27 protein-coding genes are annotated in these 26,080 nt (G+C 54.0%); 9 read left to right on the top strand and 18 right to left on the bottom strand.

Features of this window, described 5'->3' with window-relative positions; all coding sequences use genetic code 11:
- Positions 1-132 precede the first annotated feature (132 nt).
- Complete coding sequence (locus AC1WNR_RS00625) at positions 133-450, top strand: hypothetical protein (protein ID WP_481642627.1); 318 nt, start codon at positions 133-135, stop codon at positions 448-450.
- Between the two features lie 83 nt (positions 451-533).
- A complete protein-coding gene (locus AC1WNR_RS00620; protein ID WP_481642626.1) occupies positions 534-1,916 on the top strand; it encodes a multicopper oxidase family protein in 1,383 nt (460 codons plus the stop codon).
- A gap of 1 nt (position 1,917) precedes the next feature.
- Here AC1WNR_RS00620 and AC1WNR_RS00615 read toward each other — a convergent pair whose 3' ends face one another.
- Entirely contained in the window at positions 1,918-3,600 is a 1,683-nt protein-coding gene (locus AC1WNR_RS00615; RefSeq protein WP_481642625.1) for an AMP-dependent synthetase/ligase, read from the bottom strand.
- A 186-nt stretch (positions 3,601-3,786) separates the two neighbouring features.
- Here AC1WNR_RS00615 and AC1WNR_RS00610 point away from each other — a divergent pair, with 186 nt between their 5' ends.
- Entirely contained in the window at positions 3,787-4,539 is a 753-nt protein-coding gene (locus tag AC1WNR_RS00610; protein ID WP_481642624.1) for an enoyl-CoA hydratase, read from the top strand.
- 22 nt (positions 4,540-4,561) lie between these two features.
- Here AC1WNR_RS00610 and AC1WNR_RS00605 read toward each other — a convergent pair whose 3' ends face one another.
- Positions 4,562-5,614: a threonine aldolase family protein gene (locus AC1WNR_RS00605; protein ID WP_481642623.1), complete on the bottom strand. Its 1,053-nt coding sequence runs from the start codon at positions 5,612-5,614 to the stop codon at positions 4,562-4,564.
- Positions 5,615-5,689: 75 nt separating this feature from the next.
- On the opposite strand from AC1WNR_RS00605, the gene AC1WNR_RS00600 reads away from it, so the two are divergent.
- On the top strand, positions 5,690-6,292 hold the full coding sequence (locus tag AC1WNR_RS00600; protein WP_481642622.1) for a hypothetical protein: 603 nt from the start codon (positions 5,690-5,692) through the stop codon (positions 6,290-6,292).
- Positions 6,293-6,302: 10 nt separating this feature from the next.
- On the opposite strand, the gene AC1WNR_RS00595 is transcribed toward AC1WNR_RS00600, so the two are convergent.
- The 8 genes from AC1WNR_RS00595 to ftsY form a co-directional block, all read right to left on the bottom strand.
- The gene (locus AC1WNR_RS00595; RefSeq protein ID WP_481642621.1) at positions 6,303-6,521 is read right to left on the bottom strand and encodes a VF530 family protein; all 219 of its coding nucleotides are present in this window, start codon (positions 6,519-6,521) and stop codon (positions 6,303-6,305) included.
- Positions 6,521-7,255, bottom strand: coding sequence for a tRNA (guanosine(46)-N7)-methyltransferase TrmB (gene trmB / locus AC1WNR_RS00590; RefSeq protein WP_481642620.1), 735 nt, complete (start codon positions 7,253-7,255; stop codon positions 6,521-6,523). The genes AC1WNR_RS00595 and trmB overlap by 1 nt, the downstream gene beginning before the upstream one ends.
- Before the next feature lie 9 nt (positions 7,256-7,264).
- Positions 7,265-7,660 (bottom strand): DUF423 domain-containing protein, encoded by a 396-nt coding sequence (locus AC1WNR_RS00585; RefSeq protein ID WP_481642619.1) that lies wholly within the window; start codon positions 7,658-7,660, stop codon positions 7,265-7,267.
- Positions 7,661-7,782: 122 nt separating this feature from the next.
- The gene (locus AC1WNR_RS00580; RefSeq protein ID WP_481642618.1) at positions 7,783-8,478 is read right to left on the bottom strand and encodes a type 1 glutamine amidotransferase domain-containing protein; all 696 of its coding nucleotides are present in this window, start codon (positions 8,476-8,478) and stop codon (positions 7,783-7,785) included.
- Positions 8,479-8,631: 153 nt separating this feature from the next.
- A complete protein-coding gene (gene rpoH, locus AC1WNR_RS00575; RefSeq protein ID WP_481642617.1) occupies positions 8,632-9,489 on the bottom strand; it encodes an RNA polymerase sigma factor RpoH in 858 nt (285 codons plus the stop codon).
- A gap of 213 nt (positions 9,490-9,702) precedes the next feature.
- A complete protein-coding gene (gene ftsX / locus AC1WNR_RS00570; RefSeq protein ID WP_481642616.1) occupies positions 9,703-10,692 on the bottom strand; it encodes a permease-like cell division protein FtsX in 990 nt (329 codons plus the stop codon).
- Positions 10,685-11,347, bottom strand: coding sequence for a cell division ATP-binding protein FtsE (gene ftsE, locus AC1WNR_RS00565; protein WP_481642615.1), 663 nt, complete (start codon positions 11,345-11,347; stop codon positions 10,685-10,687). The genes ftsX and ftsE overlap by 8 nt, the downstream gene beginning before the upstream one ends.
- Positions 11,348-11,355: 8 nt before the next feature.
- Positions 11,356-12,831: a signal recognition particle-docking protein FtsY gene (ftsY, locus tag AC1WNR_RS00560; protein ID WP_481642614.1), complete on the bottom strand. Its 1,476-nt coding sequence runs from the start codon at positions 12,829-12,831 to the stop codon at positions 11,356-11,358.
- 125 nt (positions 12,832-12,956) lie between these two features.
- On the opposite strand from ftsY, the gene AC1WNR_RS00555 reads away from it, so the two are divergent.
- The 4 genes from AC1WNR_RS00555 (at position 12,957) to AC1WNR_RS00540 (ending at position 15,606) form a co-directional block, all read left to right on the top strand.
- Positions 12,957-14,084, top strand: coding sequence for a hypothetical protein (locus tag AC1WNR_RS00555; RefSeq protein WP_481642613.1), 1,128 nt, complete (start codon positions 12,957-12,959; stop codon positions 14,082-14,084).
- Positions 14,085-14,086: 2 nt separating this feature from the next.
- Positions 14,087-14,698 carry a 16S rRNA (guanine(966)-N(2))-methyltransferase RsmD gene (gene rsmD, locus AC1WNR_RS00550; protein WP_481642612.1) on the top strand — a complete coding sequence of 204 codons (612 nt, stop codon included), beginning with the start codon at positions 14,087-14,089 and terminating at the stop codon, positions 14,696-14,698.
- Positions 14,699-14,838: 140 nt separating this feature from the next.
- Complete coding sequence (coaD, locus tag AC1WNR_RS00545) at positions 14,839-15,321, top strand: pantetheine-phosphate adenylyltransferase (RefSeq protein ID WP_481642611.1); 483 nt, start codon at positions 14,839-14,841, stop codon at positions 15,319-15,321.
- A 33-nt stretch (positions 15,322-15,354) separates the two neighbouring features.
- Positions 15,355-15,606, top strand: coding sequence for a YfhL family 4Fe-4S dicluster ferredoxin (locus AC1WNR_RS00540; RefSeq protein ID WP_481642610.1), 252 nt, complete (start codon positions 15,355-15,357; stop codon positions 15,604-15,606).
- 412 nt (positions 15,607-16,018) lie between these two features.
- Here the strand turns inward: AC1WNR_RS00540 and AC1WNR_RS00535 are convergent, their stop codons facing one another.
- The 4 genes from AC1WNR_RS00535 to AC1WNR_RS00520 all read right to left on the bottom strand — a co-directional run bounded on the left by AC1WNR_RS00535 (position 16,019) and on the right by AC1WNR_RS00520 (position 20,634).
- Entirely contained in the window at positions 16,019-17,044 is a 1,026-nt protein-coding gene (locus AC1WNR_RS00535) for an IS110 family RNA-guided transposase (protein ID WP_481642609.1), read from the bottom strand.
- A gap of 85 nt (positions 17,045-17,129) precedes the next feature.
- Positions 17,130-17,639: a DUF501 domain-containing protein gene (locus AC1WNR_RS00530; protein WP_481642608.1), complete on the bottom strand. Its 510-nt coding sequence runs from the start codon at positions 17,637-17,639 to the stop codon at positions 17,130-17,132.
- 3 nt (positions 17,640-17,642) lie between these two features.
- The gene (gene recG / locus AC1WNR_RS00525; protein WP_481642607.1) at positions 17,643-19,724 is read right to left on the bottom strand and encodes an ATP-dependent DNA helicase RecG; all 2,082 of its coding nucleotides are present in this window, start codon (positions 19,722-19,724) and stop codon (positions 17,643-17,645) included.
- A 10-nt stretch (positions 19,725-19,734) separates the two neighbouring features.
- Positions 19,735-20,634 carry a LysR substrate-binding domain-containing protein gene (locus AC1WNR_RS00520; protein ID WP_481642606.1) on the bottom strand — a complete coding sequence of 300 codons (900 nt, stop codon included), beginning with the start codon at positions 20,632-20,634 and terminating at the stop codon, positions 19,735-19,737.
- 61 nt (positions 20,635-20,695) lie between these two features.
- On the opposite strand from AC1WNR_RS00520, the gene AC1WNR_RS00515 reads away from it, so the two are divergent.
- Entirely contained in the window at positions 20,696-21,523 is an 828-nt protein-coding gene (locus AC1WNR_RS00515; protein WP_481642605.1) for an SDR family oxidoreductase, read from the top strand.
- Between the two features lie 6 nt (positions 21,524-21,529).
- On the opposite strand, the gene hemB is transcribed toward AC1WNR_RS00515, so the two are convergent.
- The 4 genes from hemB to purT form a co-directional block, all read right to left on the bottom strand.
- The gene (gene hemB / locus AC1WNR_RS00510) at positions 21,530-22,543 is read right to left on the bottom strand and encodes a porphobilinogen synthase (RefSeq protein ID WP_481642604.1); all 1,014 of its coding nucleotides are present in this window, start codon (positions 22,541-22,543) and stop codon (positions 21,530-21,532) included.
- Positions 22,544-23,100: 557 nt separating this feature from the next.
- A complete protein-coding gene (locus AC1WNR_RS00505; protein WP_481642603.1) occupies positions 23,101-24,033 on the bottom strand; it encodes an alpha/beta fold hydrolase in 933 nt (310 codons plus the stop codon).
- Positions 23,990-24,802 carry a bifunctional DNA-formamidopyrimidine glycosylase/DNA-(apurinic or apyrimidinic site) lyase gene (gene mutM / locus AC1WNR_RS00500; protein ID WP_481642602.1) on the bottom strand — a complete coding sequence of 271 codons (813 nt, stop codon included), beginning with the start codon at positions 24,800-24,802 and terminating at the stop codon, positions 23,990-23,992. Before mutM ends, AC1WNR_RS00505 begins: the two co-directional genes overlap by 44 nt.
- A gap of 4 nt (positions 24,803-24,806) precedes the next feature.
- On the bottom strand, positions 24,807-25,967 hold the full coding sequence (purT, locus tag AC1WNR_RS00495) for a formate-dependent phosphoribosylglycinamide formyltransferase (protein WP_481642601.1): 1,161 nt from the start codon (positions 25,965-25,967) through the stop codon (positions 24,807-24,809).
- Positions 25,968-26,080 lie beyond the last annotated feature (113 nt).

The following is a 26,080-nucleotide window of genomic DNA, read 5'->3' as shown; positions in this document are numbered from 1 at the left end:
CCGTTGCTAAAAAACCGTTCACGCTAATCCCCGAATCGTTTGCTGAAGAAATCTACTCTGGTCTAACGGTTATGAAGAAAAACTAGATCGCCCGCCCGAGCTTTTTCGTATCCAAATTGTTCGGAATCAACGGTGGCCAATGTGCAGTACGCTTTCTATTTCTTCGTTGCGACAGACACCCACGTCTTACTCGCGGATGCCTGTTTTAAGGAGACCTCGCCGATTCGCGAGTGCCCGACGCTTGTACTGCAACATATCAGTAACGAGCTCGGTGGCCTGAAGCGGCGGCGCGTGTTTTATCGTGATTCAAAAATGTGGTTTGAAGAGTTGAGGCATCAAGAGGGTCAATTCTTGGGGTTCGGCCCTGCCAGCCAAACCCAACAACTCCACTTTGCGCGGTTAATTGAGAAACACGCGCTGCTAGACGCACAGTTGATGACAAATTTTTAAAGCTGCGCCTCCTCTGCCCGCGAGCGGCTTCAGCTATATGACAGCCAACCGCTGGTACACTGAAGGCAAATTTGGAGCTTAGTATGAATCTCAATCGTCGTCGTTTTCTAGCACTGACCGCAGCTGCAACACTAGCGCCGCGTCTGGTCATCGCCCAGCAATACTCTCAGGAGGGTGTTCGAAAAATTCGGTTAATCGCTCGGGAAGAGACCCGCAACATGCTCGATGAGAACACCTCGACGAATCTGTGGGGCTACTCCGAGAATGAACTGCGTTTAGTGCAGGGGCAACCCGTCGAGATTGAGTTCGTAAACGAACTGAGTGAACCTAGCAGTGTGCACTGGCATGGCCTGCGTATCGATAACGCGATGGATGGGGTGACCGGTCTGACTCAACAACCGGTTCAGCCGGGTGAAACTTTTATCTACAAATTCACCCCTCAGGATGCAGGCACCTATTGGGCCCACACGCACCATCGCACCTATGAACAGCTGGCCCGGGGCCTCTACCTCCCGCTGATTATTGAGGAGCCCACTCAACCCGATTACGATCGCGAGTTAGTCATGATGCTGGATGACTGGCGTGTTAAGCAGGATGGGCAGATTGATCTAGAATCGCTCGAGGATATGCACGACTGGTCGCACTCAGGCCGCATGGGCAACGTGCTGAGCGTCAACAAGCAGCTCGGCCCTCAGCTAGATGCTCAAGCAGGTGAGCGTGTTCGAGTGCGGCTGATCAACGCAGCGAACGCTCGCGTTATGACGATTCGCGCCCCGCTTCCCGGCTGGATAATTGCTAAAGATGGCCAACCTCTGGCAGAGGTCGCAACCCTACAGGGCTCACTGAATATTGCACCGGCAGAGCGCTATGACCTGCTACTCGATATTCCAAACGAGGCGGGTGCAATCCTGCCCTTTGGCTTTGAATATCAGGGTCAGTTCTACGAGATCGCCCAAATCCTCGTCAGCGAACCGGCGAGTACATTAGCGACTCGCGGTGAACCTAAACCACTACCCGCAAATCCTATTGAGATACTCAGTGGGGAGCCCGGTCTGAAGCTAAAACTCGAGATGCAGGGCGGCGCTATGCGCTGGTTATCCGAGGCCACCTACAAAGGCGAGCGCCTTTCAGGGCGCGAGTTGATGCAGCGTCAGCAAGCTTGGGCCCTCAACGGCATTGCCAATATGGCAGAAGACCCCATGTTTGATGTAGCCAGCGGTACCCTGGTGGAGATTGAGATGATCAATAACACCGCTTGGGATCACGCGATGCACTTTCACGGGCATCACTTTCAGTCAGACTCCGCAAATTACCCCGCCAGCGCTTGGCATGACACCTTGCTGATGGCGCCACAAGAGCGCGTCACTATTCGTATGCCAGCGGATAATCTGGGTAAATGGCTCATCCACTGCCACATGATTGAACACCAAATGGCAGGAATGAAGACCTGGTTTACCGTTAGCTAAATCAGTAGAGCACGCTAATCTGCTCGTGATTAATCGCTAACACTTTATCGCGCTTCACCTTCTGCGTTGGGGTGAGCAGACCATTCTCAATGGAGCAGACCTCTGTTTGAATGACAAACTTACGCACCCGCTCATAGTTGTTCAACTGCTGGTTTACTTGGCGCACGCACGCCTCTATTTGCGACTCATCCGCACCCTCATCAGGCGACGGAATAATGACCGCACCCAACCAAGGGCGACCGTCACCAAAGACTACGGCTTGTTCAATCTCTGGGTGAGCACAGAGTGCCGCTTCAATTTTCGCGGGGGCGACATTGTCACCGCCGGAAGTGACGATTAGATCTTTCTTACGACCGACGATCTCGATGTATCCATCCTCGTCGATCACAGCCAAGTCTCCGGTGTGCAGCCAACCATCGATGATCGTGCCCTGGGTCGACTTTTCATCCTCCCAGTAGCCCTTCATTACACAGTCGCCCCGAACTAGCAGCTCGCCATCCTCGGCCAAGCGCGCTTCTACATTATCCATCGGCTCACCGACGGTATGCAGTTTGACGCGATTGGGGTGGTTCACACTGATCAGTGGACTCGCCTCGGTCTGGCCGTAACCCTGGATGATGCCAAGTCCCAGGCTAGTGAAAAAGTGTCCAACCTCAAGGTTGAGCGCCGCACCGCCGGAGATGAAGTAGCGAATACGTCCGCCGAAACGCTCCTTCACCTTCTTGCGAACCAATCGATCTAGTAACTTATCGAAGAGGCTTTCGAGCATAGAGAGCTTTTCCCCTGCCAGACGCTTGCGACCCAGAGTCACTGCCGCATTAAAGAGCTTCTGCTTGGTAGGCGGCGCATTCTTAACCTGCGCGGTTATCCGTGCGTGCAACAGGTCATAAAGTCGCGGCACCGCCGTTGCCATACTTGGCTGAGCCTCTTGCAGATACTGCTGCAGCTTATCGGTAGATTCACAGAACCAGAGCTCTGATCCGAGCGCGATTGGCAGATGCAAACCAGCCATATGTTCATAGGCATGGGCCATCGGCAGGAAGGAGAGGAAGCGGTCATCATAGCCAACACCGAGTTCACTCAGGAGGCGAACCGCAGCATCTAAGTTTGCACCAATCGAGCGGTGCGTCAGCATAGCTGCTTTAGGCAGACCGCTAGTACCCGACGTAAAAATTAGGCAGCAAGTATCGTCTGGTGTGCCCGGCTCTACAGCTGAATCGCTCGGCTCTGCCTCGAGGAGCTCACTCCAGGATTTCACCTCCGCGCTATCAAAAGCATCTGCCTGCAGCGACCAAACATGCTCTATACCTCGATAGTCCTCGGCCCCCTCCAGCGCCCGTTCGGTAAGCGCTTTGCTTGAGGCGATAATCGCTGAGGGGGTTACCAGGTCGTAAATGTGACTCAAGTCGGCGCGCGAGTGTGTGGTGTAGGCCGGCACAACCAGAGCGCCCACACCCATAATCGCTAGATCGAAGATTGCCCACTCAGGACGGTTCTCACACAGCAGAACAACGCGATCCCCCGGTTTTACGCCTGCGGCCCGCAGCCCAGCCATCGCAGAGCGCACCAACTGTGCAGATTCACGCCATGTAAGTTTCTGCCATCCTTCTGGCGATCGTGAGGCAAAACAGGTTTGCTGAGGGACGGTTTCACTCTGATTAAAAAAGCGTTCGGTTAAATGCATCTCGAAACTCTGCTGAATTGATTATTGTTATCGTCAGGATTACGACCGTCGCGTATGTGCAGTTCAGAATAATCGCAAATCTCGCATCGGATTTCGACTAATTAATCACCACATGGACTTGGTATTGATCGCGTCGACTGAGTTATGATCAGGACAACCCAAAAACTTACGGAACTTGCGCTGACCATGAAAGACGAGCTAATTCGCACGGATAAAGACCATGTGGTCTATCTGCGCCTCAATCGCCCAGACAAACTTAATACGCTCTCCGAAAATGTGATCGGTCGGCTGGAGCAGGAGATCGAGTCGATAAACGCCGATCCTGATGTTCGTTGTGTCGTGATTAGCGCTGAGGGTCGCGCCTTCTGTGCCGGACACGACCTCGAGCAGATGCGCTCAAACCCAGAGCACGCCTACTACCAGACACTATTCAAGCGCTGCGGCAAAATGATGCAGAGTCTGGTTTCACTGCCAGTTCCAGTCATTGCCCAGGTGCACGGCGCTGCCGTTGCGGCAGGCTGTCAGTTGGTCGCAAGCTGTGATCTCGCCATCGCCGGTAAACGAGCCAAGTTCGCCGTACCCGGCATCAACCTCGGCCTATTCTGCTCTACCCCCGCTGTAGCACTATCGCGTTCGGTCTCCGCTAAACGCGCTTTCGATATGCTGGTAACGGGCGACATGATAAGTGCTGAAACGGCAGTGGAGTCCGGTCTGATTAGCGAAGTTGTTGAGGATGACGAACTCGAAGCCGCGGTGCAGGCGAAGGTTGAGAAGATTCTGAGCAAGAACGCCGCTGCGATTCGCTATGGCAAATCGATGTTCCACCCACAGCGTCAGATGGATCTGGCCGAAGCCTACGACTTCGCCGCCGAGGTGATGGCGCAGAACATGATGGATCCAGGTGCCACCGAGGGCATTGATAGATTCTTGGGCCGCTGAAAATTTACATAAGAGCGCGGGACTAGAGACTTTCCAGCACCCGCGACATGTCGGCCACTAGCGCGTCAATTGCCGCCTCCGTAGTCGCCCACGAGCACATAAACCGCGCGCTACCGCCAATAAAGTTGTAGAAGCTCCAACCGATCTGATTGAGCTCGGTCACCGCAGCGTCCGGCAAGTTGACCAACACGGCGTTGGCCTCGGTGGGATAGAGCATCTCGGCTCCAGGTAGGTCGGCAATACGATCGCTCAAAATCCTAGCCATGCTGTTTGCATGCCGTGCATGTTTAAGCCAGTTATCTTGCTGCAACATCGCCAACCAAGGCGAACTCAGGTAGCGCATCTTAGATGCCAACTGGCCAGCCTGCTTACCACGATAAGCGAAGTCCTCAGCCTGCTCCCTGTTAAAGAAGAGAATTGCCTCCCCCACCGGCAGACCCATCTTAGTCCCACCAAAACAGAGCACATCTACACCCGAGCGCCAGGTGATATCCGCCGGCGCGCAACCGAGGCTAGCTACAGCATTCGCAAACCGGGCACCATCCATATGAAGGTTGAGGCCATGATCTCTACACACATGCGAAATGCCGGCGATTTCCCCTTTGTGGTAGAGCGTACCGATCTCTGTCGACTGCGTCAGCGTCACCACCTTAGGACGCGGATAATGAATATCATCACGGCGTTTAACCAGTGCCTCGACCCCAGCTGCGGTCAGCTTGCCCTGGTGATGCGGTGCGGTTAATAACTTTAAGCCGTTGGAGAAGAACTCCGGTGCACCGCACTCATCCGTCTCTACGTGCGCCGCATCGGTGCAGATAACCGACTGATAGGGCTGGCACATTGAGGCAAGCGCTAGCGAGTTAGCCGCAGTACCGTTGAAAGCAAAAAACACCTCCAACTCATCGCGCTCGAACACCTCACGCAGCAAGTCGCAAACCTTTGCGGTAGAGACGTCATTACCGTAGGGGCTAGCAAAGCCCGCGTTTGCTTCATTAAATGCCGACAGCGCCTCCGGGCAGACACCGGCGGTGTTGTCACTTGCAAACTGGAGCTTAAATCCGGGTAATTCACTCATTATCGCTACACCCTCGGCATTGAATTCCTCGACTAAGCTTAGAGTATAAGAACTATTCTGATTGGGGAGAACAGCGTGGCGAATGAATCGCGACTTGAGGAGCTTATCGAACGCGTTCGCAAGGCCGAGGAGGACGTTTCAGCAGAGATTGAACGGCTCGTGGACGAGCAGAAAGAGCGCTTCCACTATAAAGTAGAGAGCGGGAAAATACGCTTTGAAGAGGCAGTTGCTCTACTTCAACAACGCTATCGGCGCACCGTGTGGCAGTATCTGCGGGGCGCTACGCCAAGCTATATACTTTCAGCTCCGATAATCTACGCAATGGTAATTCCGATCGCCCTGCTCGACTTAGGAATGACCATCTATCAACAGATCTGCTTCAGGATTTACGGCATCCCCCTTGTTAAACGCAGCGAATACATCGTGATTGACCGCCACATGCTCGCTTACCTCAACGCTATCGAAAAGCTCAACTGCGTCTACTGCGGCTACGGCAACGGTGTGATGGCTTACGGGCGTGAAATCACCGCCCGCACAGAGCAGTTCTGGTGCCCTATCAAACACGCCAAGCGCGCTCGCGGCGCTCACGCCCGCACAGCTAAATTCCTGGAGTATGGTGATGCCGAAGCGTGGGAGAGCGAACTGGCGCGGAAGCGGCGCGATTGGGGAGATAGCTAAAAGCAGCTACTCAGGAGCAAAAAGTATCGATATAGAGCTGCTCAACCTTATCGCGTGCCCACTGCTGCTTACGCAAGAACTTAAGCGAAGACTTAACGGATGGGTCGACCTGAAAGCAGTTAATATCGATTCGATCGCCCAATTCATCCCAACCATAATGGTCGACAAGGCGTTCAACGATGTCTGCGAGTTTGACACCGTGAAGCGGGTTATTGGGCTGGTTATCCATTAGCTAACCCGCTCAAACATCAGATCCCAAACGCCGTGACCCAGCTTTTCACCACGCTTCTGGAACTTGGTGACGGGACGGAAGTCGGGCTGTGGTGAGAACCGACCATTACCCGCCTGGTTCGTGTAACCTTCTGCGGCGCTCATCACTTCCATCATATGCTCTGAGTAAGGTTCCCAGTCGGTTGCCATATGGAACACCCCACCGATGCTTAATTTATTTCGAATAGTCTGAGCGAACTCGGGCTGAACGATGCGGCGCTTGTTGTGACGCTTCTTATGCCATGGATCGGGGAAGAAGAGTTGTACGCCGGCCAGCGACCCGTCTGGGATGCACTGTGCGAGAACTTCAATTGCATCGTCACAGAAGACCCGAATATTAGTCAGCTCCTCCTCTTTGGCGCGCGCCAGCAGGCGGCCAACGCCTGGAGGGTGTACCTCTATGCCGATGAAGTTTTTCTCGGGTGCGCGGCGCGCCATCTCGATCAGTGAGTCGCCCATGCCGAAACCAATCTCTACCGTAACACCGCCATCGTTCCCGAATAGCTCGCTAAAGTTCAGCATGCCGCCATCTAGCTCTAGGCCATACTCTGCCCAGTTCTCGTCGTAGGCGCGCTGCTGCCCTTCTGTCATGCGGCCTGCGCGAACAACGAAGCTACGAATGCGGCGGTGCTTTTTCTCTGAATCCTTGCTCTCTTCAGGTGTCTGGTCAGAAATCTGGTCGTTTTCACTCATCTTTAAATCTCAACTCTTTAACTGCAGGGCAGCGTAGGCTAGCGCAAGCCAGCCAGTGATCATGGCCACACCGCCGATCGGGGTAATGGCGCCGAGTATAGGAAGATCCAGCAGCACTAGCAGGTAGAGGCTACCGGAGAAAATTAGGGTGCCTGTAGTAAGCGCGTAGCCGGCAACAGTCAGCGATTTTATGCCTGCTGCAGCGGGTCGCGCGCTGAAGTGCGCCCCTAATACGGAGACACCTAGTAAAGCGAGGGCGTGCCACATTTGATAGGTAACGGCCGTCTGGTAAGTCTCCATACGCTCTGGCGTTAGTAGGTCACGCAGACCGTGAGCACCAAACGCCCCCAGCATGACGCCAGTGGCGCCAAGCAGAGCGGCAATTACCAGAAAGTTACGCGTCACCGTTTCACCTCAATTCTCAGTGCGGCAAGGATACACTACCTCGACTCGCTTATCTGCCCCAAAAAAATCCAGGCTCAGTTCCTGGATTTTAGAGGGTGAAGGTATCGAGATCAGTGAAACTTCTATCGCTCTGCCATCGCCTCTCGCAACAACTCGCAAACTGCAATCGTAGACTGAGGATTCTGTCCCGTTATCAAACGACCGTCTCGTACAGCGTGGGAAGTAAAGTTAGTGCTATTCTCAAACAACGCTCCAAGCTTACGCAGCTCAGTCTCTAGCAGAAAAGGTTCCACTCCAATCAGTTCAATTTGCTCTGTCTCGGAATCTGTAAAACTATTAACGCGCCGTCCACTGACAAGCGGCGAACCATCCTCAGCTTTCGCCTTCAACAAGCTGGCGGGGCCGTGACAGACAGCCCCGACGATAGCGCCAGCCGCCCAGGCTTGGGTTGCAATCTGCCCAATGGTTTCAGAATCGAAGTCCCACATCGCGCCGTGCCCACCAGGGAAGAACACACAATCATACTGACTGCCGTCGACCTCAGAGGCCTTTAGTGTTGACGCTAGCTTTGCCATAGCAATCTCATCATCCATGAAGCGCGCCACCATGGGTGGACGCTTATCGCGTTCAACCAGAGTTTTGGGATCAGCATGAGCCTGACCGCCGGCGACGGATGCCAGCGTAACGTCTACGCCCCCATCTATCAGTGCGTAGTAAGGAGCGGCCATCTCATCAAAATAGAAGCCGGTGCCACGCCCGGTATCTCCGAGTTGGCGGTGCGATGTCAGAACTAGCAGTGCTCTTTTATTATCTTGCATAAAGACCTCAAACCGAAACTACTCGGCTAAAAAGTATGTCATAACGAAGTTCGCATGACTTTTCCTTAAACGAAGCACGCAGGAATTCGGATTCGCCAACTAACAGGCACAAAAAAGGCCGCATCAGCGGCCCTCTGGGGAGAGACTCTCAAGTTAGACGATCATGATGGCGTTCTTGAGCTTCTTCATGGCGTTCTTCTCGATCTGGCGGATACGCTCAGCCGAGACTTCGTACTTAGCCGCTAGCTCGTGCAGGGTCGCTTTCTCTTCAACCAACCAGCGCTGGGCGAGGATATCGCGCGCACGCTCGTCCAGCTCAGACATCGCTTCTGCCAACTGCTGGTTGTTGTTCTCTTCGTAGTTCTGATGTTCCAACAGCAGCGCGGGATCAGCTGAGTGATCTTCCAAGAACATTGAAGGTGCCATAACCGCTGCGTCGTCATCAGCGTCGGACGGTGCATCAAACGCCATATCAGTGGCAGCCATACGGCCCTCCATCTGACGAACGGTTGCTGCATCAACGCCTAGATCTTCAGCGATTGCGTTAACTTCTTCGTTGTTCATCCAGCCCAGGCCCTTCTTCTGCGAACGCAGGTTGAAGAACAGCTTGCGCTGTGCCTTGGTAGTCGCAACCTTAACGATGCGCCAGTTTTTCAGAATGAACTCGTGCATCTCGGCTTTAATCCAGTGCACGGCGAAAGAGACCAGACGCACACCCATGGTTGGGTCGAAGCGCTTAACCGCTTTCATCAGGCCAACATTGCCCTCTTGGATAAGATCACCCAGTGGCAGACCGTACCCTTGGTAACTACGCGCGATGTGCACCACAAAGCGCATGTGCGACATTACCAACTGACGCGCGGCCTCAAGATCGTTGTCAAAAAAGAGACGTTCTGCCAGCGTCTTCTCCTCTTCAGCGTTGAGGATAGGAATAGTGCTGACATTGGCCACATACGCGTCGAGATCTCGACCCGGTGACAGATGTTCAACAACTTGCAAGCTAGTGCCCATTATTCGATTTCAACCTCTATATAAATCAATAACCTACTCAGCTTTCACTGAGCTTGTCCTGTCTATTACTTGGACATTTCTCGGCGGCAAAAGTTCCATAAGATGTTACTAATATTAGCCGACCGGACTGAAAAATGTACCAGAGCCTGTGATAAACGCAAGTTTTGCTATCACAGATCACCTTTTCAGGCTCTTTAGTTAGGCTCGAGCTGCCTAATTCGGCTCAAACTGGGTCAGCTGACGTGAAACCGCCAAGTAAGCACCGCCCCAACCTAAGAGTGATCCTAGCGCCAAAAGACTGACCACTCCCTGAAAGCCCAAGCCTTGCAGCTCAAACGCCCCCAGATAGAGCTCCGTCATCTCTCGCAGCGGTGATTCCACCAGAATTAAAGCCAGATAAATGAGCAGGATCGACAAGATGGCGCCGAATAGCCCATACCAGAGACCCGCATACAGAAATGGCCGACGCACCCAACCAGAAGTGGCCCCCATCAACAGACTGACTTCAATCTCTTCAAGGCGATTACCAATCATCGTACGAATGGTATTCGCCACAACCAGCAACACCGTTAGCGCCAGCAATAGTGAGAGAATAAAGCTAATACGCTCGAAACTGTTCAGTATTGCCGAGAGCCGCACCAACCACTCTATATCCAGCTCGACCGTATCGACCTCTTCAATGGCAAAAAGTGATTGTTGCATAGCCTGCAGCGACTCAGGATCCTCATCCCGTGGCACCAGCAGGATCACCGCCGGTAGCGGGTTAGTTTCGAACAGCTCAAGCAGCCCACCTAACTCGGAGCGCTCACGAAAATCCGCCGCGCCAGTATCTGGGCTGATCAACTCAACCGACAACAGATCATCGCGCAACAACATCTCACGACTAATCTGATCCACACGCTTGGCCTCAGTCGCCGGCTTAAGATAGACGGCTAGCTGGGGTTTGAGCTCGGTGGTCGGGGTGAGCTGCTCAAAGTTGATCAGTAGCGTAAGCAAAAAGCCCGGAACTGCGAGGGCGACCGCCAGCATCGACAGGGTCATTAGCGCGGATGCCGGCATCTGTAACAGGCGGGCCAGTGCATCTTGCGCTTCGTAGCGATGACGAGCTGCCCAGCGTTTAAGACGATCTGTACGGGTAATGCGGTGGCCGCTGGCGCCGCGGCTTGGTCTATTGCGACTAGGGACCTTCTGCGTTTCAGACATGACGCATCCGCCCCTTATCGAGAATCAACACGCGGTGCTTCATCCGTTTGATCAGCGCGACATCGTGCGTCGCAATTAATACGGTTGTACCGATGCGATTGAACTGCTCAAACAGCTGCATGATGTCCAGCGATAGGCGTGGATCGAGGTTACCGGTAGGCTCATCGGCTATCAGTAGACGCGGCTTGTGCACAATGGCACGAGCAATACCGATGCGCTGCTGCTCACCACCCGAGAGCGCGAGTGGATTGGCGTTCTCGGTGCTGAGCAAGCCAACCCGATCCAGCGCAGCGCGCACGCGCCGGCCGATATCATCATCCGAATAACCAGCGATCTGCAGCGGCAGTGCGATGTTTTGGAAAACCGTGCGATCGCTCAGAAGACGGTGATTCTGGTAGACCACACCCAAGGATTGGCGGTAACCCGGGATACGACGGCGATCCATCGTAGCCAGGTTGTAGTCCCCCACCCAAACTTCACCGCGACTCGGTCGCTCGACCAGCGTCAATAGCTTGAGCAGTGTACTTTTACCCGCGCCGGAGTGACCGGTTAGAAAGGCCATCTCGCCCGACTCCAGCTCGAAGTCGACCGTGCGCAGCGCATCGTGCCCATTGGGGTAGCGCTTACTAGCCTGGCTAAAACGGATGGCAGACATCTGTGCGCCTAGTCGAACAGTGCGTCAACAAAGGCTTTCGCCTCGAACGGACGCAGGTCGTCGATCTGCTCACCGACACCGATGAAGCGGATTGGTAGGCCAAACTGTTTGGCGATCGCGAAGATGATGCCGCCCTTCGCTGTACCGTCGAGCTTAGTCAGGCTGATACCGGTGACACCCACGGCATCACCGAACTCGCGTGCCTGGCTAATCGCGTTCTGGCCCGTACCCGCATCCAGCACCAGCATCACTTCGTGCGGTGCGGTGGGGTCGATTTTCTGCATAACGCGCACTACCTTCTGCAGCTCCTGCATGAGGTTGTCTTTATTCTGCAGACGACCGGCCGTATCGGCGATCAGTACATCAATACCCTTAGCCTGTGCAGACTGCAGCGCATCAAAGAGTACTGAAGCTGAGTCAGCGCCAGTGTGCTGTGCAACCACAGGAACATCGTTGCGCTCACCCCACACCTGCAACTGCTCCACAGCAGCCGCGCGGAAGGTATCACCTGCCGCCAGCATCACCTTTTTGCCTTCGCTCTGGTAGCGCTTGGCCAGCTTACCGATCGTGGTTGTTTTACCAACGCCATTCACACCCACCATCAGAATAACGGTTGGCTTCTTCTCTGCCTGCAGTGTTAGTGGCTCTTCTACAGGCGCTAGTAGCTCACCGAGAATTTCACGCAGAGCTGCTTGAACCGCCTCACCTGAATCGAGTTTCTCGGCGCTGATACGATCTTCCAGCTGACTAATGATTGAGGTTGTTGCTTCGACGCCCACGTCAGCCATCAAAAGCAGTGTCTCGATCTCTTCGAGAAGATCCTCATCAATATCAGGCGAGCCGGCGAACAGGCTACTGATCTGTGATGTCAGACCGGCTTTAGTACGTGTCAGGCCCGAGCGCACACGCTCGAAGAAGCTCTTGGGCGCTTCTGGCTCTGGCTCTGGCTCTGGCTCTGGCTCTGGCTCTGGCTCTGGCTCTGGCTCTGGCTCTGGCTCTGGCTCTGGCTCTGGCTCTGGCTCTGGCTCTGGCTCTGGCTCTGGCTCTGGCTCTGGCTCTGGCTCTGGCTGTTCAGTTTGAGCTTCAACTTGCGGAGTATCAACGTCAGCAGCTTCAGCAACCTCTGGCTCTACTTCAAGCTCAGATTGCTCTGCTGTTTCTACAGCAGCGACCTCGGCCTCTTCTACTTGCGCTTCTGCCGGCTGCTCTTCTTGAACCTCTTCGACGGGCGTCGCAGTTACAGCAGGTTCAACTGTTTCAACTGGATCGGGCTCAACTGGCTGTTTAGCTGCTGCTTCTCGGCGCTCCTGTGCAGCGATCGACTTCTCGGCTTTAGCCTGCAGCTCTTTGGCCGCCTCAGAGTTGTCGTTCTTAATCAGACGCCAGATAAACAGCATCACCAAAAAGACGATACCACCAATAATCCACGGGACGATGCTCGGGTCGTAACCCTGCTCAGTCATCCAAACGTACAGCGATTCCATGATCTACTATTCCAGAGAAGGCCCAGCGCTAGCCGGATACAGTTTGTTTAAAGCTTTCAGAAAGTTGCGCAATATCTTAGCATAGAGACCAACTATAAGAACCTGCCCAACATAGAGGTTTGCGCGTGATATTCAGTGGCGATAAACCGCTCTTCAATCGAAAGTATCTGCTGACACTCGTTTGGCTGCTACCGGTTGCGATTCTGATACTCAGTCGCCTTGAGCCATCCGCTGATGAGGTGGGTAAAACGATTGCGCCTGACCAACTCTGGATTGAGAGCGAGAAGCCACAGCTCACTATCTATTTTTCTCAGGGTTCGGGCCTCACAACTAAAGATGCCGCGCGTCAGGCACTGCTGCTTGAAGGGCTCAAGTTGCGCCTCGATGATCCTCAGATCAACGAACTCCTGTACCAACAGAGTTGGCGCGTCAAACCACAGAGCTCTAGCCTCTACACTGCACTGGCAATCTCTGCGGCCGATTCTATCGACTCCGAGGCGCTAACTATCCTCCTCGAACTGCTAAAACAGCCGCCGGCAATAGATTGGACACCTATTATCGAGCGCATTTCAGCCGAGGCCTACCTTGCAGGGCAGAACGGCCGTCAGCGCGCATTAGACGGGCTGCTTAGCAGCAGTGACTTACAGCTCACGGCTCGCTCCTACGTCGAGCTGGTTGATCAACCTATTCACTTACTCTTCCAGACTGCGTCCGAACCTCTGCCGCAATCGCTGGAAAGCCACACAGAACTGAGTGGGCTGCAGCCGGGCAAGGCATCAATCTCTGTGCGCAGCAAAGAGGCGAGCACCATTTCGCTCTGGCAGCTAGCGGCCCCGACAGATAGCGCGAGCTATTTAGCCCAACAGACACTGGGTGTGCTGATCAGCCAATCTCTGGCGGAACTGCCCAGCACTAGAATTCAGCAACAGCTAGCCCCTCAGGGATCACTGGTGTTGATCGAGACAACCGCTGAGGCAGAGTCTCTAACAGCTGCACTCAATCAAGTGAGTTCCGACAGCGACTTGTTTAATTCAGCGATTGATCAACTGGAGCGACGCTGGGCTCAAGCGATTGAGCAAAACAGGAGCTCTTGGAGTGAAGCGATCCTGCTCTACAACTTAGAGCCCCTATCGCTGACGTCTGCCTTCAAGCGTTTGAGGTCCGACTCAGAGACGCTGCTGCAACCCCTACTCCAGCAACTGCAACAGGGTGCCGATCGCCGCGCTCGTCTATTTAATGCTCAGCAAGGTTAACGATGAGTCGACACAATCCGCGCAGAGCCGCGCCTAAAAACACCAGCCCCGCTTCCGAACTGCGCATTATCGGCGGCGAGTGGCGCAGCCGTAAGCTGAGTTTCCCGGAAGCAGAGGGCCTGCGCCCTACACCCGATCGTGTACGCGAGACTCTATTCAACTGGCTACAGGCGGTTACCCCTGCCGCACGCTGCCTCGACCTTTTCAGCGGCAGCGGTGCACTCAGCTTTGAAGCGCTATCGCGTGGTGCCGCACAAGCGACTCTGATCGATGCCTCGCCGCAGGTGGTTCGCTCTCTAAAGTCCAACTTGCAGACGCTTAAGGCACAGAACGCCGAAGTTCATGAAGCCGATGCACTGGGCTGGTTAGAGAGGCAACCCGCCGATCTGTCTCAACGCTTTGATCTGGTCTTTCTCGATCCGCCATTCCGCAAGGGTCTACTCAAGCCGATCGCTGAACTGCTTGAGAGCCGTAACCTTCTAGCCGATGACGCCTACATCTATGTCGAAACCGAGAGAGAGTTGGGCACACCCGAGGTGCCGTCAAACTGGCGGTTACATCGTGAGAAAGCGGCCGGGCAGGTCAGCTATAGACTTTACAATCGAGAGCAGTAGCCTCAGCCGAATATTCTTTATTAATATAAGCAAATCATTTTTTATAACTTCTTATCTTTATCACTATGCTCTAATATTTGTCGCGTTGGCGGAACTTCGTTAAGATGCGCGGCAATAAGGTCTAGCTTGAGAGAAGCAGGATGAACACCGTTGCATACCCGGGTACTTTTGATCCAATCACCAATGGTCACAGTGACCTGGTAGAGCGCGCGTCTAAACTATTCGATCGCGTCATTGTTGCCGTTGCCGAGAGCCCTAAAAAGCGTCCTTTGCTGCCGTTGGAGCAGCGTGTGGAACTCACTAAACAGGCCCTGGCACACCTCGACAATGTTGAGGTAGTTGGCTTCTCTGGCCTATTAGCGGAGTTCCTGCGTAAGCACGACGCAAACGTAATTCTGCGTGGTCTGCGAGCGGTTTCGGATTTCGAGTATGAGTTTCAGCTTGCAAATATGAACCGCAAATTGGCGCCTGAAGCTGAGAGCCTCTTCCTCACACCGGATGAGCACCTCTCATTTATTTCGTCTACGCTAATTCGTGAGATCGCGTCTTTGGGCGGCGACGTAGCAGAGTTTGTTCACCCTGCTGTTAACGCTGCACTGAAGCAACATTTTTCTGAAGTTTAACGGACCGCGGTCCGATTTAAGAGGTAAGTCAAAATGGCTTTGATGATCACTGATGAATGCATCAACTGCGATGTGTGTGAGCCAGAGTGTCCAAACGAAGCGATCTCTCCGGGAGATGAGATCTACGAGATCGATCCAAAGAAATGTACTGAGTGTGTTGGCCACTACGACACACCACAGTGTGTCGAAGTCTGCCCGGTAGACTGTATTCCTAAGGATCCGGATCACGTCGAGACCGAAGATATGCTGATGGCTAAGTATGAAGGACTGATCGCTGCTGGTTGATAGCATGCACGGCGCAAAAAAAGGGAAGCTTTTAAGCTTCCCTTTTTTTGCCCTTGTACGAGGCATGTAGCGCGCAGCGCTATTTGCCGATGAGCGATGCCAATTGGATCGCGAACGTGCGCTTTACGCAGATCGCTTATATGGACCCACCCGTTTGTTGCAAGACCGTTTTGGCTCGATAGAAGTAGATTGCACGCTTATATCCGGCCTCTCAGTTTGGGCGTATCCACCCGGGCCATTATGAGATGTGCTCTTGCTGTTCTTATCTCTTACCCGGCTTCTTGGTGAGCCACAGGGATCTTCAGATTTTCAGCAAGTCGATCTTATCTGTCGTGTCTTAACGTTCTGCGCAACTCTTTGGTTGGGTTTAACTCTATTTATCCTGCCTTGGGCAGGCTCCGTACTGCGTTGATTACAACGCTTTGTAATCTCTTTCGTTTACTAAGCAGCTCCAGGCGATACGGGCCAGCTTGTTTGCGATCGCTACCACGATCTTATTTACGTGTTTGCCTGAAGCCCTCAAGCTCTGTGCCCATAAGCCAAGTCGGCTGCTTTCGGGGCATTTCTCTAGTGAGCGGTATGCAGCCCTCGCGCCGTGTACCAGTTGCTTGCGCAACTGTCGATTTCCTCGTTTACTGATCCCCAGTAACACGTCCTTACCACCGCTTGAGTGCTGGGCGGGCACCAAGCCTAACGAGGCGGCTAGGTCGCGACTGCCCCGGTATGATTGACCATTCCCCGCATACGCAACCAGCAGGGTCGATATGACTGGGCCTACACCAGGTATCGTCATCAACCGTTTACAGCGCGCATCAGACCTAGCGATCTTTTCGATCCGTGAGGTGTAGTAATCAACTCGATCATCGCAGCGTAGCCACTCCTCTCTGAGATCGGCAATGATCTCTCTTAAACCGTAACTTAACCCGTTCGAAGCGTCCTCAAGTATCAAAGCGACCTCATAGCGAGTTGCAGCATGTCCACGCTTAACTACGACGCCCTGTTCAGCAAGTAGTCCCCGTATCCGATTACCGATGCGCGTACGGTTGTTAACCGAGTCTTCGCGGACTCGGTGCAGAGCCTGTAGGTCGAGCTGTTCCGTCGTTTTAACAGCTACTACCGGCGCCTGCTCTCGGGACGCTGCCTCCGCAATCGCTGCGGCATCCCGTTTATCATTTTTATTAACCCGCACGTACGCCTTTACGTAGCCAGGCGGGATGATCTTCACATGATGACCATACTGCTTGAATAACTTGGCCCAATAGTGAGAACCGCTGCACGCCTCAATACCAATAATGCACTTGGGTTGTTTAGCTATAAACTTGGCGACCTCAGCGCGCTTGAGCTGACGCGAAAACGTCTGCTTACCACTGCTCGTCATACCGTGAGCTTGAAAAACACTCTTCGCCAGATCGATACCAATAATGCTAGTCTTATTCATGTGGACCCCCTTCTTGGATGCCGTACTTGATTGATTCTCAAAAACCAATCTTGGCACAGAGTGGGTGGGTCCATCTCATTTCTTACTAGATCTGAGGCTTCAGTTCGTTCAATTTGAACTCGGCATCGAGGCGTTGGCCGACTAAGTTGTCGCCAGCCAGATGGTGAGCGTACTGCATATGCAGGCAGCGCACCTTATCCCAGCTGCTGATACCGCCTATACCGACGTTGTTGAACATATCGGTGTAGCCCAGCGCCTCTAAACGCGCGCGATCCGAGGGGTCCATTAGCTCCCATCGCCGATCTACGTAGCCCTGTTGCTGTTGATGAAAAGTGGCCCGCAGCTCTGCGTCATCCGCCAGCTCCTCTTCGAAACGCTTGATCCAACCGGTCATCTCTATGCGGCCGATCTCGCGGCTCAGGTCACGGCTGCAGAGCCAGTAAAGGGTCGGGAAGGGTTTATCATTAACCAGCGAGCGCATCTGCAGCACCAGCGGCACGCCCTCGGGGTTAGCAACCGCAACGGCTGCGATTCCACGCGGCTCGCGGCCGATCTGTTCTTTAACTATGGCTAGCTGTTGTATCGTGGGTTGCATCTATTAAACCTGTGCGTATTGCTCTGCATCGCTTATCCAGCGGCGGCCAAGAGCGAGTGCCTGAGTCGACTCGCTACTGATATGCACGGCACACTGGTGCACCGCCTCCATCAAATCCGCATCGCGCTGTAGATCAGCGATTCTAAACTGCATCATACCGGTCTGGCGGGTGCCTAGTACCTCGCCCGGACCGCGGAGCTCGAGGTCACGCTCGGCAATGCGGAAACCGTCAGTAGTTTCACGCATCACCGCGATTCGCTCGCGCCCTTGCTGCGATAGCGGTGCATGATACATCAGAACGCAGAAAGACTCTTGTGAACCGCGTCCTACCCGCCCACGCAGCTGGTGCAGCTGGGACAAACCAAGACGTTCAGGATTCTCAATAATCATTAGACTGGAGTTGGGTACATCAACACCCACCTCAATAACCGTAGTTGCCACCAGCAGATCGAGCTCATGCGCTTTAAAACGCGCCATGATTTCAGCCTTCTCAGCCGGCTTAAGACGCCCATGTACCAAACCGATACGCAGTTCCGGCAGGAGTTCGGCGAGCTCCGTGGCAGTGGTTTCAGCCGCCTGACACTGCAGCGCTTCAGACTCCTCGATCAGCGTGCAGACCCAATAGGCCTGCTTGCCTTGCGAGCAGCCCTGACGCACTCGCTCAATCACCTCTGCGCGGCGCGAATCATCTATTGCAAGGGTCTTAACCGGTGTACGCCCTGGCGGTAGTTCATCGATGATCGAGCAATCGAGGTCGGCATAGGCGCTCATAGCCAAGGTTCGCGGTATCGGCGTTGCAGTCATAATCAGTTGGTGCGGCAGTGTTCCGTCTTTGCGTCCCTTCTCACGCAAGCTCAAGCGCTGATCAACGCCAAAGCGGTGCTGCTCATCAATCACCACCATCGCTAGGTCGTTGAAATGCACATCATCCTGAAACAGTGCATGAGTACCGACAATAATCTGGCCCTCACCGCTCTCTATCTCTGTAAGTACCGCGGCACGGGCCTTGCCTTTCACCTTACCCGCCAGCCAACACACCTTGAGCCCCATCGGCTCGAGCCAGCCTTTGAAATTTATATAGTGCTGCTCTGCCAGTATCTCGGTGGGTGCCATCACAGCAGCCTGCCGACCGTTTTCGATAGACTGAAGGGCCGCCAAAACGGCGATCATTGTTTTACCCGAGCCGACATCACCTTGAACTAGACGCAGCATAGGCTGCTCGCTATTCATATCACGGGCGACTTCGCGCGCAACTCGCAGCTGTGCACCGGTTAGTTGAAAGGGCAACTGATCTAGGAAGGGACGGCTGAGACGGCCGGTCGCTTTAAGTGGTGGAGCACCGTAGCGCTGAATCTTGGTGCGCGCCTGACGCAAGGTCAGGTTATGCGCCAGCAGCTCTTCAAACGCCAAACGCCGCTGCGCTGGATGACTGCCGGCTAACAACGCCTGCTGATCGGCATCAACAGGAGGCTTGTGCAGGTAGTGAATTGCATCGGTTAGAGCAGGATAGTTGCGCCGTTTCAGCTCCGTTTCGGGTACCAGCTCATCAAGCGGCTGGCTACCTAACATCTCCAACGCTTGTAGGATTAGACTGCGTAAACGACTCTGCGTTACCCCTTCAGTCAGGGGATAAATTGGCGTAAGGGCCTGCTCTAGCGGCTCCTCTTTGCCCGCTTTGAGCACGCGATACTCGGGGTGCACCATCTCTAATCCCGCTGGACCCGGGCGTACTTCACCAAAGCAGCGCACGCGAGCGCCTTTGCAGAGCTGATTCTTCTGAGCAGCATTAAAGTGGAAAAACCTGAGCGTGAGAGAACCCGTGCCATCGTGTAATCGACAGAGCAGCGCACGACGTCGCCCCATCTGAATATCACAGAGCTGTACCTCACCCTCGACTACGGCCTCGATCGACGGCATCAGCCCACCCATCGCAGAGAGGCGCGTGCGGTCCTGATAGCGAGCAGGAAGATGAAAGAACAGGTCCTGCAGCTGGTGAATACCTAGGCGCTGCAGTTTGAGTGCGAGCGCTGTACCGACCCCTTTCAGATCGGTAACTGGGCGCTCCGCAATAGCTGTAACGGGCATTAGTCTGGTGTCAATTGGATCCGTGGCACTTGATAATGGCGTTTACCAGCGCGTCTATTGCCTGTGGACGCGGGAAGCTAGCTCGCCAACCTAGAGCTACTGTACGCTGTGGCTGCGGCGCTTTAAAGGGCAAAACTTCAACCATCCCCTGGGTTGGATGCCCCTCAATGGCCGATTTTGGCAACACAGAGGTGCCTAAACCCGAAGCCACCATCATGCGGATGGTCTCCAGCGAGCTACCCTCGGTCACCCGGTGCTGATCGTGGAATGACTGATTGATTGAAGGACAGGCCTCCAGAACCTGATCACGAAAACAGTGCCCTTCGCCCAGCAGTAGCAGGCTCAACTCGTTCAACTCGGTACTATCCACCTCACCCTTAGCAACCAGAGGGTGGTCTTTCGGCGTAATCAGACTAAAGGTCTCGTCATATAGGGGCCGAGTCAGCACATCTGGCTCGTGGAAAGGGAGTGCGATGATGATCGCGTCCAACTCGCCTTTGCGTAGTTTATGGCGCAGTGTTTCGGTAAAGTTCTCTTCAATGTAGAGCGGCATCTGCGGTGCGATGCGCTGCATCTCAGGTACCAGTTTTGGAAAAAGATAAGGGCCGATGGTGTAGATCGCACCAACACGAATCGCACTGGCTAGCTGGTCCTTACCCTCTTTGGAGATCTCCTTGATGGCATCCGCCTGCTCCAGCACTTTCTGAGCCTGCTTTACCACACGCTCACCCACCGGAGTCGCTCGTACCGCATTCTTGCTGCGCTCAAATAGAGCCACACCCAACTCATCTTCAAGCTTTTTCACCGCAATTGAGAGGGTTGGCTGGCTAACAAAACAGCGTTCGGCCGCATGGCCAAAGTGCTGCTCACGGGCGAGTGTGACGATATAGCGAAGTTCAGTAAGCGTCATAGGCTATCCTCTGCTACCCTAGCCAAAACCTCAGTGTGAGCGACTAAAAGGAGTGGTTTAAGTGGCGCAGTTATCTGTTCTTATTGCCGGTTGCGGAGACTTGGGAAACGCAATTGCCGAGCGCTTGAGCGCCGCAGGCTTACGCGTTTACGGCATGCGCCGCAATATAGACCAGCTATCAACTTCAGTGGTTCCAATAGAATATGACCTATTAAACGGCGATGCGCCACCAAAATTACCGCAAGTTGATTATCTGCTTTACACCGCCGCCGCGAAGTCGCGTGATCTCGATATCTATCAGAAAATCTATGTCGATGGCCCACTGAAAATTTTGGCCGCGCTGCCTCAACCTACCAAGCGGGTAATACTGACGAGTTCTACGGGAGTCTATGCACAGAACCAGCATCAGTGGATCGACGAAGAGAGCGAGGTTATTCCTAGCAATCCTTTCGGTAAACGGCTGTTGCAGGGTGAACTCGCGCTCGCAGCTGCCCATCCCGCTGTAACCCGCGTCAGGCTCTCGGGCATATACGGCCCCGGTCGTATGCATCTACTTAATCGAGTGCGTGTCGGCGAGGTCGCGCCTATGGAGCCGCTGCATTACAGCAACCGAATTCATCGCGACGACGCCGCTGGATTTATTACCCACCTAGTACAGCTGGATGCGCGAGGCGAGATGCTAGAACCGGTCTATCTGGCAAGTGACGATGCGCCCAGCCCGATCGGTGAGATTACCCATTGGCTGGCACAGCGGATGGGCGTGGAGATTCAATCAGAGGTACCGATACAGCGTGGTGGGAGTAAGCGCTGTCGCAACACCCGATTGCGTGCGACAGGCTATGAGCTCATATACCCCGACTATCGCCGGGGCTTTGCAGAACTTCTCTAAGCCTACTTAAGCTTTGTTCAATAGACGCGCCGCCTTGACGGCAAAATAGGTCAGGATGCCATCGGCGCCAGCGCGTTTGAACGCCAGCAGAGATTCCAGCATCACCGACTCCTCATCCAACCAGCCTTTCTCGAAAGCAGCCATATGCATGGCGTACTCGCCGCTCACCTGGTAAGCAAAAGTGGGCACCTGAAGTTCTGCTTTCACACGGCGTACGATGTCGAGGTAGGGCATGCCAGGCTTCACCATCACCATATCGGCGCCCTCGGCTAGGTCTAGTGCGACTTCATGCAACGCCTCATTCGAGTTGGCAGGATCCATCTGGTAGGAGTACTTGTTGCCCTTACCCAAGTTACCCGCCGAGCCTACTGCATCTCGGAAAGGCCCATAGTATGCACTGGCATATTTCGCTGAGTAAGCGAGGATACGCGTGTTGATGAAGCCGTTCGCTTCGAGTGCTTCTCGAATAGCACCGATGCGGCCATCCATCATGTCACTTGGCGCGACAACATCAGCACCTGCCGCAGCGTGAGACAGTGCCTGCTTTACCAGTGCATCCACTGTCTCAGTGTTAAGAACATAACCCTCTTCATCAATGATGCCGTCCTGGCCATGAGTCGTGAATGGGTCCAGCGCCACGTCAGTAATAACACCAATTTCCGGACAGGCTGCCTTAATCGCGCGCACTGCACGCTGGGCAAGCCCCTCCGGGTTCCACGCCTCTTCCGCTTCCAGGGACTTAACGTCCAGAGGGGTGACGGGGAAGAGTGCGACTGCTGGTATACCCAGATCCCATGCCTCGCACGCGGCTTTGACCAGGCGGTCGATACTGAGGCGCTCAACACCCGGCATTGATGGGACAATTTCAGAACAATCCTCGCCCTCAATTACGAACATAGGGTAGATAAAGTCCGCCGGTGTGAGCTGCGACTCGCGCATCATCGCACGTGAAAATTCATTGGCACGCATCCGGCGCATACGGGTGGACGGAAAGGCACGCTGACTAGGATCGAAGGCCACTTTACACCTCAAAAGGCTAGTTAATTAGAGTGCGCAGAGTATAACCCGCAGAGCTTTTAGGTGCGACGTTGGATGCCTGTCTGCAACGATTGAAATAGACGACCTGTTCGATATAAGACTAAAGATGAATCATTTATTCCAAAAAATCGGAATTTAGGAACTATTCCAATATCTGCAGATCGGTGAATTGTTTAATCTACACGTGTGGATCGTTGGTTAAGGATTAGCCAGCAATCAAGGATTGATACTTTTTGAGATTTTACGCGGCGATCAGGGTCACGCAGAATGCGGATAAGGCTGCAAGGATAAAGGAAGATCTCATCCGAGGGCGCTCGAAGGATTCGAGTGCCCTTTTTTTGTACATGGATGTACTTATGCCGCGAAGCACATGGATGTGCGAGAGCGGCGTCGTGGGCCACCGTTCATTTTCGGCCCGAAGAGAGCGCGGCGTCGTAGGCCACCGTTCATTTTCGGCCCGCAGAGAGAAAGGCATCGTAGGCCAGAATCCTATCGCGTCATTCGGCTACGCCGAATAAACCTCCCACATAAGTCCTTTGTTAAAAACACTCCCAAACCCGCTTAGCCAAACCCTCTGGATCATCCCAAGGCAACATATGCCCAGCCCCGGCAACAACCTCTAATTGGATAGGATGTTCAGACTCCTCCTTCACTTTCTGCGCATAGTCAATTGAGAGCACCTCGTCACGATCACCTTGCAAAAGGTAGAGTCTAAACGGGTACGTGCGATCCAAAATACCGCACTTATGGCTAAAAAGGTTTGCCAAGGTTGCCAACGGATAATCAAAAACGATGCGCCGGTCCTGATTGATCCAGCGCCCTGCTGGGTGACTGCCCAGCAGCGTCTCGAAATCAATAAAACTTCGCAGCGGCACACAGACACTCGGGAACCAGACCGCACTCATTGATGTCCAAGACCAGCCCAGCGCATGTAGCAGATCCGGTGGAAACTCACTGAGTAATAAGGTACCGCATACCAGCGTCTCTATGCGCTCATCGCGTTCGGCCAGAGCCAGTGCACTGACTGCTCCGATCGAGTAGCCATAAGCACCCCAACTGCCGGTAAATCGCTGCTGCAATTCATCGACTAGCCGACTAATCTGTTGCACAAATGGAATGACTTCGAAGCGGCCACGTTGCCCCGCCGAAAAACCATGGCCCGGTGGATCGATCGCGACGACATTGAAACCGCGATTGTGCAGCGCACTTAGTAGCTCAGCATAGAGCTCAACATAAGTACCAATGCCGGGCAGGAAAATCAGTGTAGGGGCTGTGTGTGAACGGGGATAGATCTCAACATGAAGCTGCTCTTCAAATAGCCAGCACTCTCGCAGCTCAAGTATCCCGGTAATCCCGAGCCCCTGGCGCATACTGACCTGCAGCGCATCGACGCTTGGTGGTACCTGAAGCAGTGCTTGGGTCACAGGCTTACCGTTGGCAGTGGGTACAAAATACCGTTGAACGCTGACCAAGACGTATCTCTTTCAGCGATTTAGAGCAGCTCTTACAGGGCTGACCCGCTCGGCCGTAGACCAGCAACTCTTGGGCAAAGTAACCGGGCTTACCGTCCGACGCGAGAAAGTCGCGCAGTGTGGTGCCGCCACGCTTAATAGCATAGTCCAGAACCGCTTTAATCTCTCCCACGAGGCGCGCCAGCCTGGCCTTCGAAATCTTTCCCGCAGCGCGCCGCGGATCGATTCCTGCGCGAAACAGCGCCTCATTGGCATAGATATTACCGACGCCCACGACAACATGCGAGTTCATGATCAACAGCTTGATCGCTTGCGAACGCCCCTTGCAGGCTTTAGCTAGATGCTCGACATCGAATGCATCGGTCAAGGGTTCTGGCCCGAGCGAAGCTAGCAAGTTATGCACCTCACCGCTGGGTTGCCAGAGTACAGCGCCAAAACGCCTAGGGTCCGTCAACCGAATCATCATGCCAGTATCAAAGACTATATCAACGTGATCATGCTTGGCCGGCACTGTCTCTTGCGGTAACACACGCAGGCTACCCGACATCCCCAGATGAATCAGCAGATCGCCGGTATCAAAGTTAACCAGCACATATTTTCCGCGACGCTTAACCGCGCGCACCTGCTCGCCAACCAACAGCTCAGTTAGATTAGTCGGCACAGCCCAACGTAGCATTGGTTGGCGCACGCGCACGTCGGTGACCCGCCGCTGACCAATGTGGGGCTCAATCCCTCGGCGGGTAGTCTCAACCTCAGGTAATTCGGGCACGCTGTTAATGCACCTTCACTTTAGAGGCGATTTCAGCAGCACGTGCGCGCAGTTGATCCATACTCTCTTCACCGGTGCGGTCGTAAGCTAGCGCTACACCCATACGACGATAAGGACGCGTAGTTGGCTTGCCAAAAATCTTCAGGTCCGCCTGTGGGTATGCACACGCCTCCTCAACCCCAGAGAAGTTCGGAGTTCCCGCCTGCGAGGCCAGAATCACGGCGCTCACACCGGGATAACGCTGCTCAATTGCTGGGATCGGTAGACCCAAGAGCGCACGGGCATGGAGTTCAAATTCATTAAAGTTTTGTGTGCCGGCGAGTGTCACCATACCGGTGTCATGTGGGCGTGGGCTCAATTCAGAGAAGTAGACAGCATCTTTAGAGATGAAAAACTCGATACCCCAAATACCAGCACCGCCCAGTGCTTCAGTGACCGCCTTAGCCATCTGGTTACACTCCTCAAGTTGGCTAGGCTCGACATAGCAAGGCTGCCAACTCTCTTGGTAGTCACCGCGCTCTTGGCGGTGACCGATCGGAGAGCAGAACAAAGTTTCGCCACTCTTCTGGGTTACCGTCAGCAGGGTGATCTCAAAATCAAAATCGATAAAGCCCTCGACGATCATCTCTTTCAAATCGCCGCGCGACCCCTCAAGCGCATACTCAAACGCATGGCGCATATCCGCTTCACTCTTAACTACAGACTGCCCCTTACCGGAGCTCGACATCAGCGGTTTAACCACACAAGGAATACCCACTTTCGCAACTGCAGCCTCAAACTCCTCGTAGGTTGTGGCGTAGTCGTAGGGCGCTGTACGAAGCCCTAAGTCTTTAGCTGCCAGATCACGGATCAATTTACGGTTCATCGTAAAGTTGGCGGCTTTGGCACTCGGCGTTACCTGAATGCCCTGAGCCTCGTAGTCATAGAATCGGGCGGTGCGGATACTCTCGATTTCAGGGACGATAATATCAGGCTGGTGCTTAGCTACAGCGGCGTCTAGCGCGTCACCATCAAGCATAGAGAAGACCTCGTAGGTATCGGCTACCTGCATGGCAGGAGCTCCTTCGTAGGCGTCACAGGCGATCACATGGTGCCCCAAACGCTGCAACGCAATTACAACCTCTTTACCGAGCTCACCCGAACCCAACATCATCACTTTTTTCATCTGACTACACCTAAGAGTGGAAGTTTAATGATCAAATTCTACCTCTTTTCGATAGGAGTCCCATCCCACCTAGGAACCATATTACGAAAAGGTCTAAACTAGATAAGTGATCA

This window comes from Marinobacterium marisflavi (genome assembly GCF_982447095.1).
The sequence above is the reverse complement of the archived record's forward strand: the minus strand, read 5'-3'. Positions and strand labels throughout refer to the sequence as shown.

What these genes read in the sequence shown, in the direction of transcription:
- AC1WNR_RS00530 (WP_481642608.1), bottom strand. Translation starts at nt 17,639, where the DNA reads ATGCAACCCACGATACAACAGCTAGCCATAGTTAAAGAACAGATCGGC.
- AC1WNR_RS00595 (WP_481642621.1), bottom strand. Translation starts at nt 6,521, where the DNA reads ATGGATAACCAGCCCAATAACCCGCTTCACGGTGTCAAACTCGCAGAC.
- AC1WNR_RS00605 (WP_481642623.1), bottom strand. Translation starts at nt 5,614, where the DNA reads ATGAGTGAATTACCCGGATTTAAGCTCCAGTTTGCAAGTGACAACACC.
- ftsY (WP_481642614.1), bottom strand. Translation starts at nt 12,831, where the DNA reads ATGGAATCGCTGTACGTTTGGATGACTGAGCAGGGTTACGACCCGAGC.
- recG (WP_481642607.1), bottom strand. Translation starts at nt 19,724, where the DNA reads ATGCCCGTTACAGCTATTGCGGAGCGCCCAGTTACCGATCTGAAAGGG.
- AC1WNR_RS00580 (WP_481642618.1), bottom strand. Translation starts at nt 8,478, where the DNA reads ATGCAAGATAATAAAAGAGCACTGCTAGTTCTGACATCGCACCGCCAA.
- AC1WNR_RS00615 (WP_481642625.1), bottom strand. Translation starts at nt 3,600, where the DNA reads ATGCATTTAACCGAACGCTTTTTTAATCAGAGTGAAACCGTCCCTCAG.
- AC1WNR_RS00520 (WP_481642606.1), bottom strand. Translation starts at nt 20,634, where the DNA reads ATGACGCTTACTGAACTTCGCTATATCGTCACACTCGCCCGTGAGCAG.
- rpoH (WP_481642617.1), bottom strand. Translation starts at nt 9,489, where the DNA reads ATGGGCACTAGCTTGCAAGTTGTTGAACATCTGTCACCGGGTCGAGAT.
- ftsE (WP_481642615.1), bottom strand. Translation starts at nt 11,347, where the DNA reads ATGTCTGCCATCCGTTTTAGCCAGGCTAGTAAGCGCTACCCCAATGGG.
- AC1WNR_RS00610 (WP_481642624.1), top strand. Translation starts at nt 3,787, where the DNA reads ATGAAAGACGAGCTAATTCGCACGGATAAAGACCATGTGGTCTATCTG.
- AC1WNR_RS00535 (WP_481642609.1), bottom strand. Translation starts at nt 17,044, where the DNA reads ATGAATAAGACTAGCATTATTGGTATCGATCTGGCGAAGAGTGTTTTT.
- purT (WP_481642601.1), bottom strand. Translation starts at nt 25,967, where the DNA reads ATGAAAAAAGTGATGATGTTGGGTTCGGGTGAGCTCGGTAAAGAGGTT.
- AC1WNR_RS00620 (WP_481642626.1), top strand. Translation starts at nt 534, where the DNA reads ATGAATCTCAATCGTCGTCGTTTTCTAGCACTGACCGCAGCTGCAACA.
- ftsX (WP_481642616.1), bottom strand. Translation starts at nt 10,692, where the DNA reads ATGTCTGAAACGCAGAAGGTCCCTAGTCGCAATAGACCAAGCCGCGGC.
- rsmD (WP_481642612.1), top strand. Translation starts at nt 14,087, where the DNA reads ATGAGTCGACACAATCCGCGCAGAGCCGCGCCTAAAAACACCAGCCCC.
- trmB (WP_481642620.1), bottom strand. Translation starts at nt 7,255, where the DNA reads ATGAGTGAAAACGACCAGATTTCTGACCAGACACCTGAAGAGAGCAAG.
- AC1WNR_RS00540 (WP_481642610.1), top strand. Translation starts at nt 15,355, where the DNA reads ATGGCTTTGATGATCACTGATGAATGCATCAACTGCGATGTGTGTGAG.
- coaD (WP_481642611.1), top strand. Translation starts at nt 14,839, where the DNA reads ATGAACACCGTTGCATACCCGGGTACTTTTGATCCAATCACCAATGGT.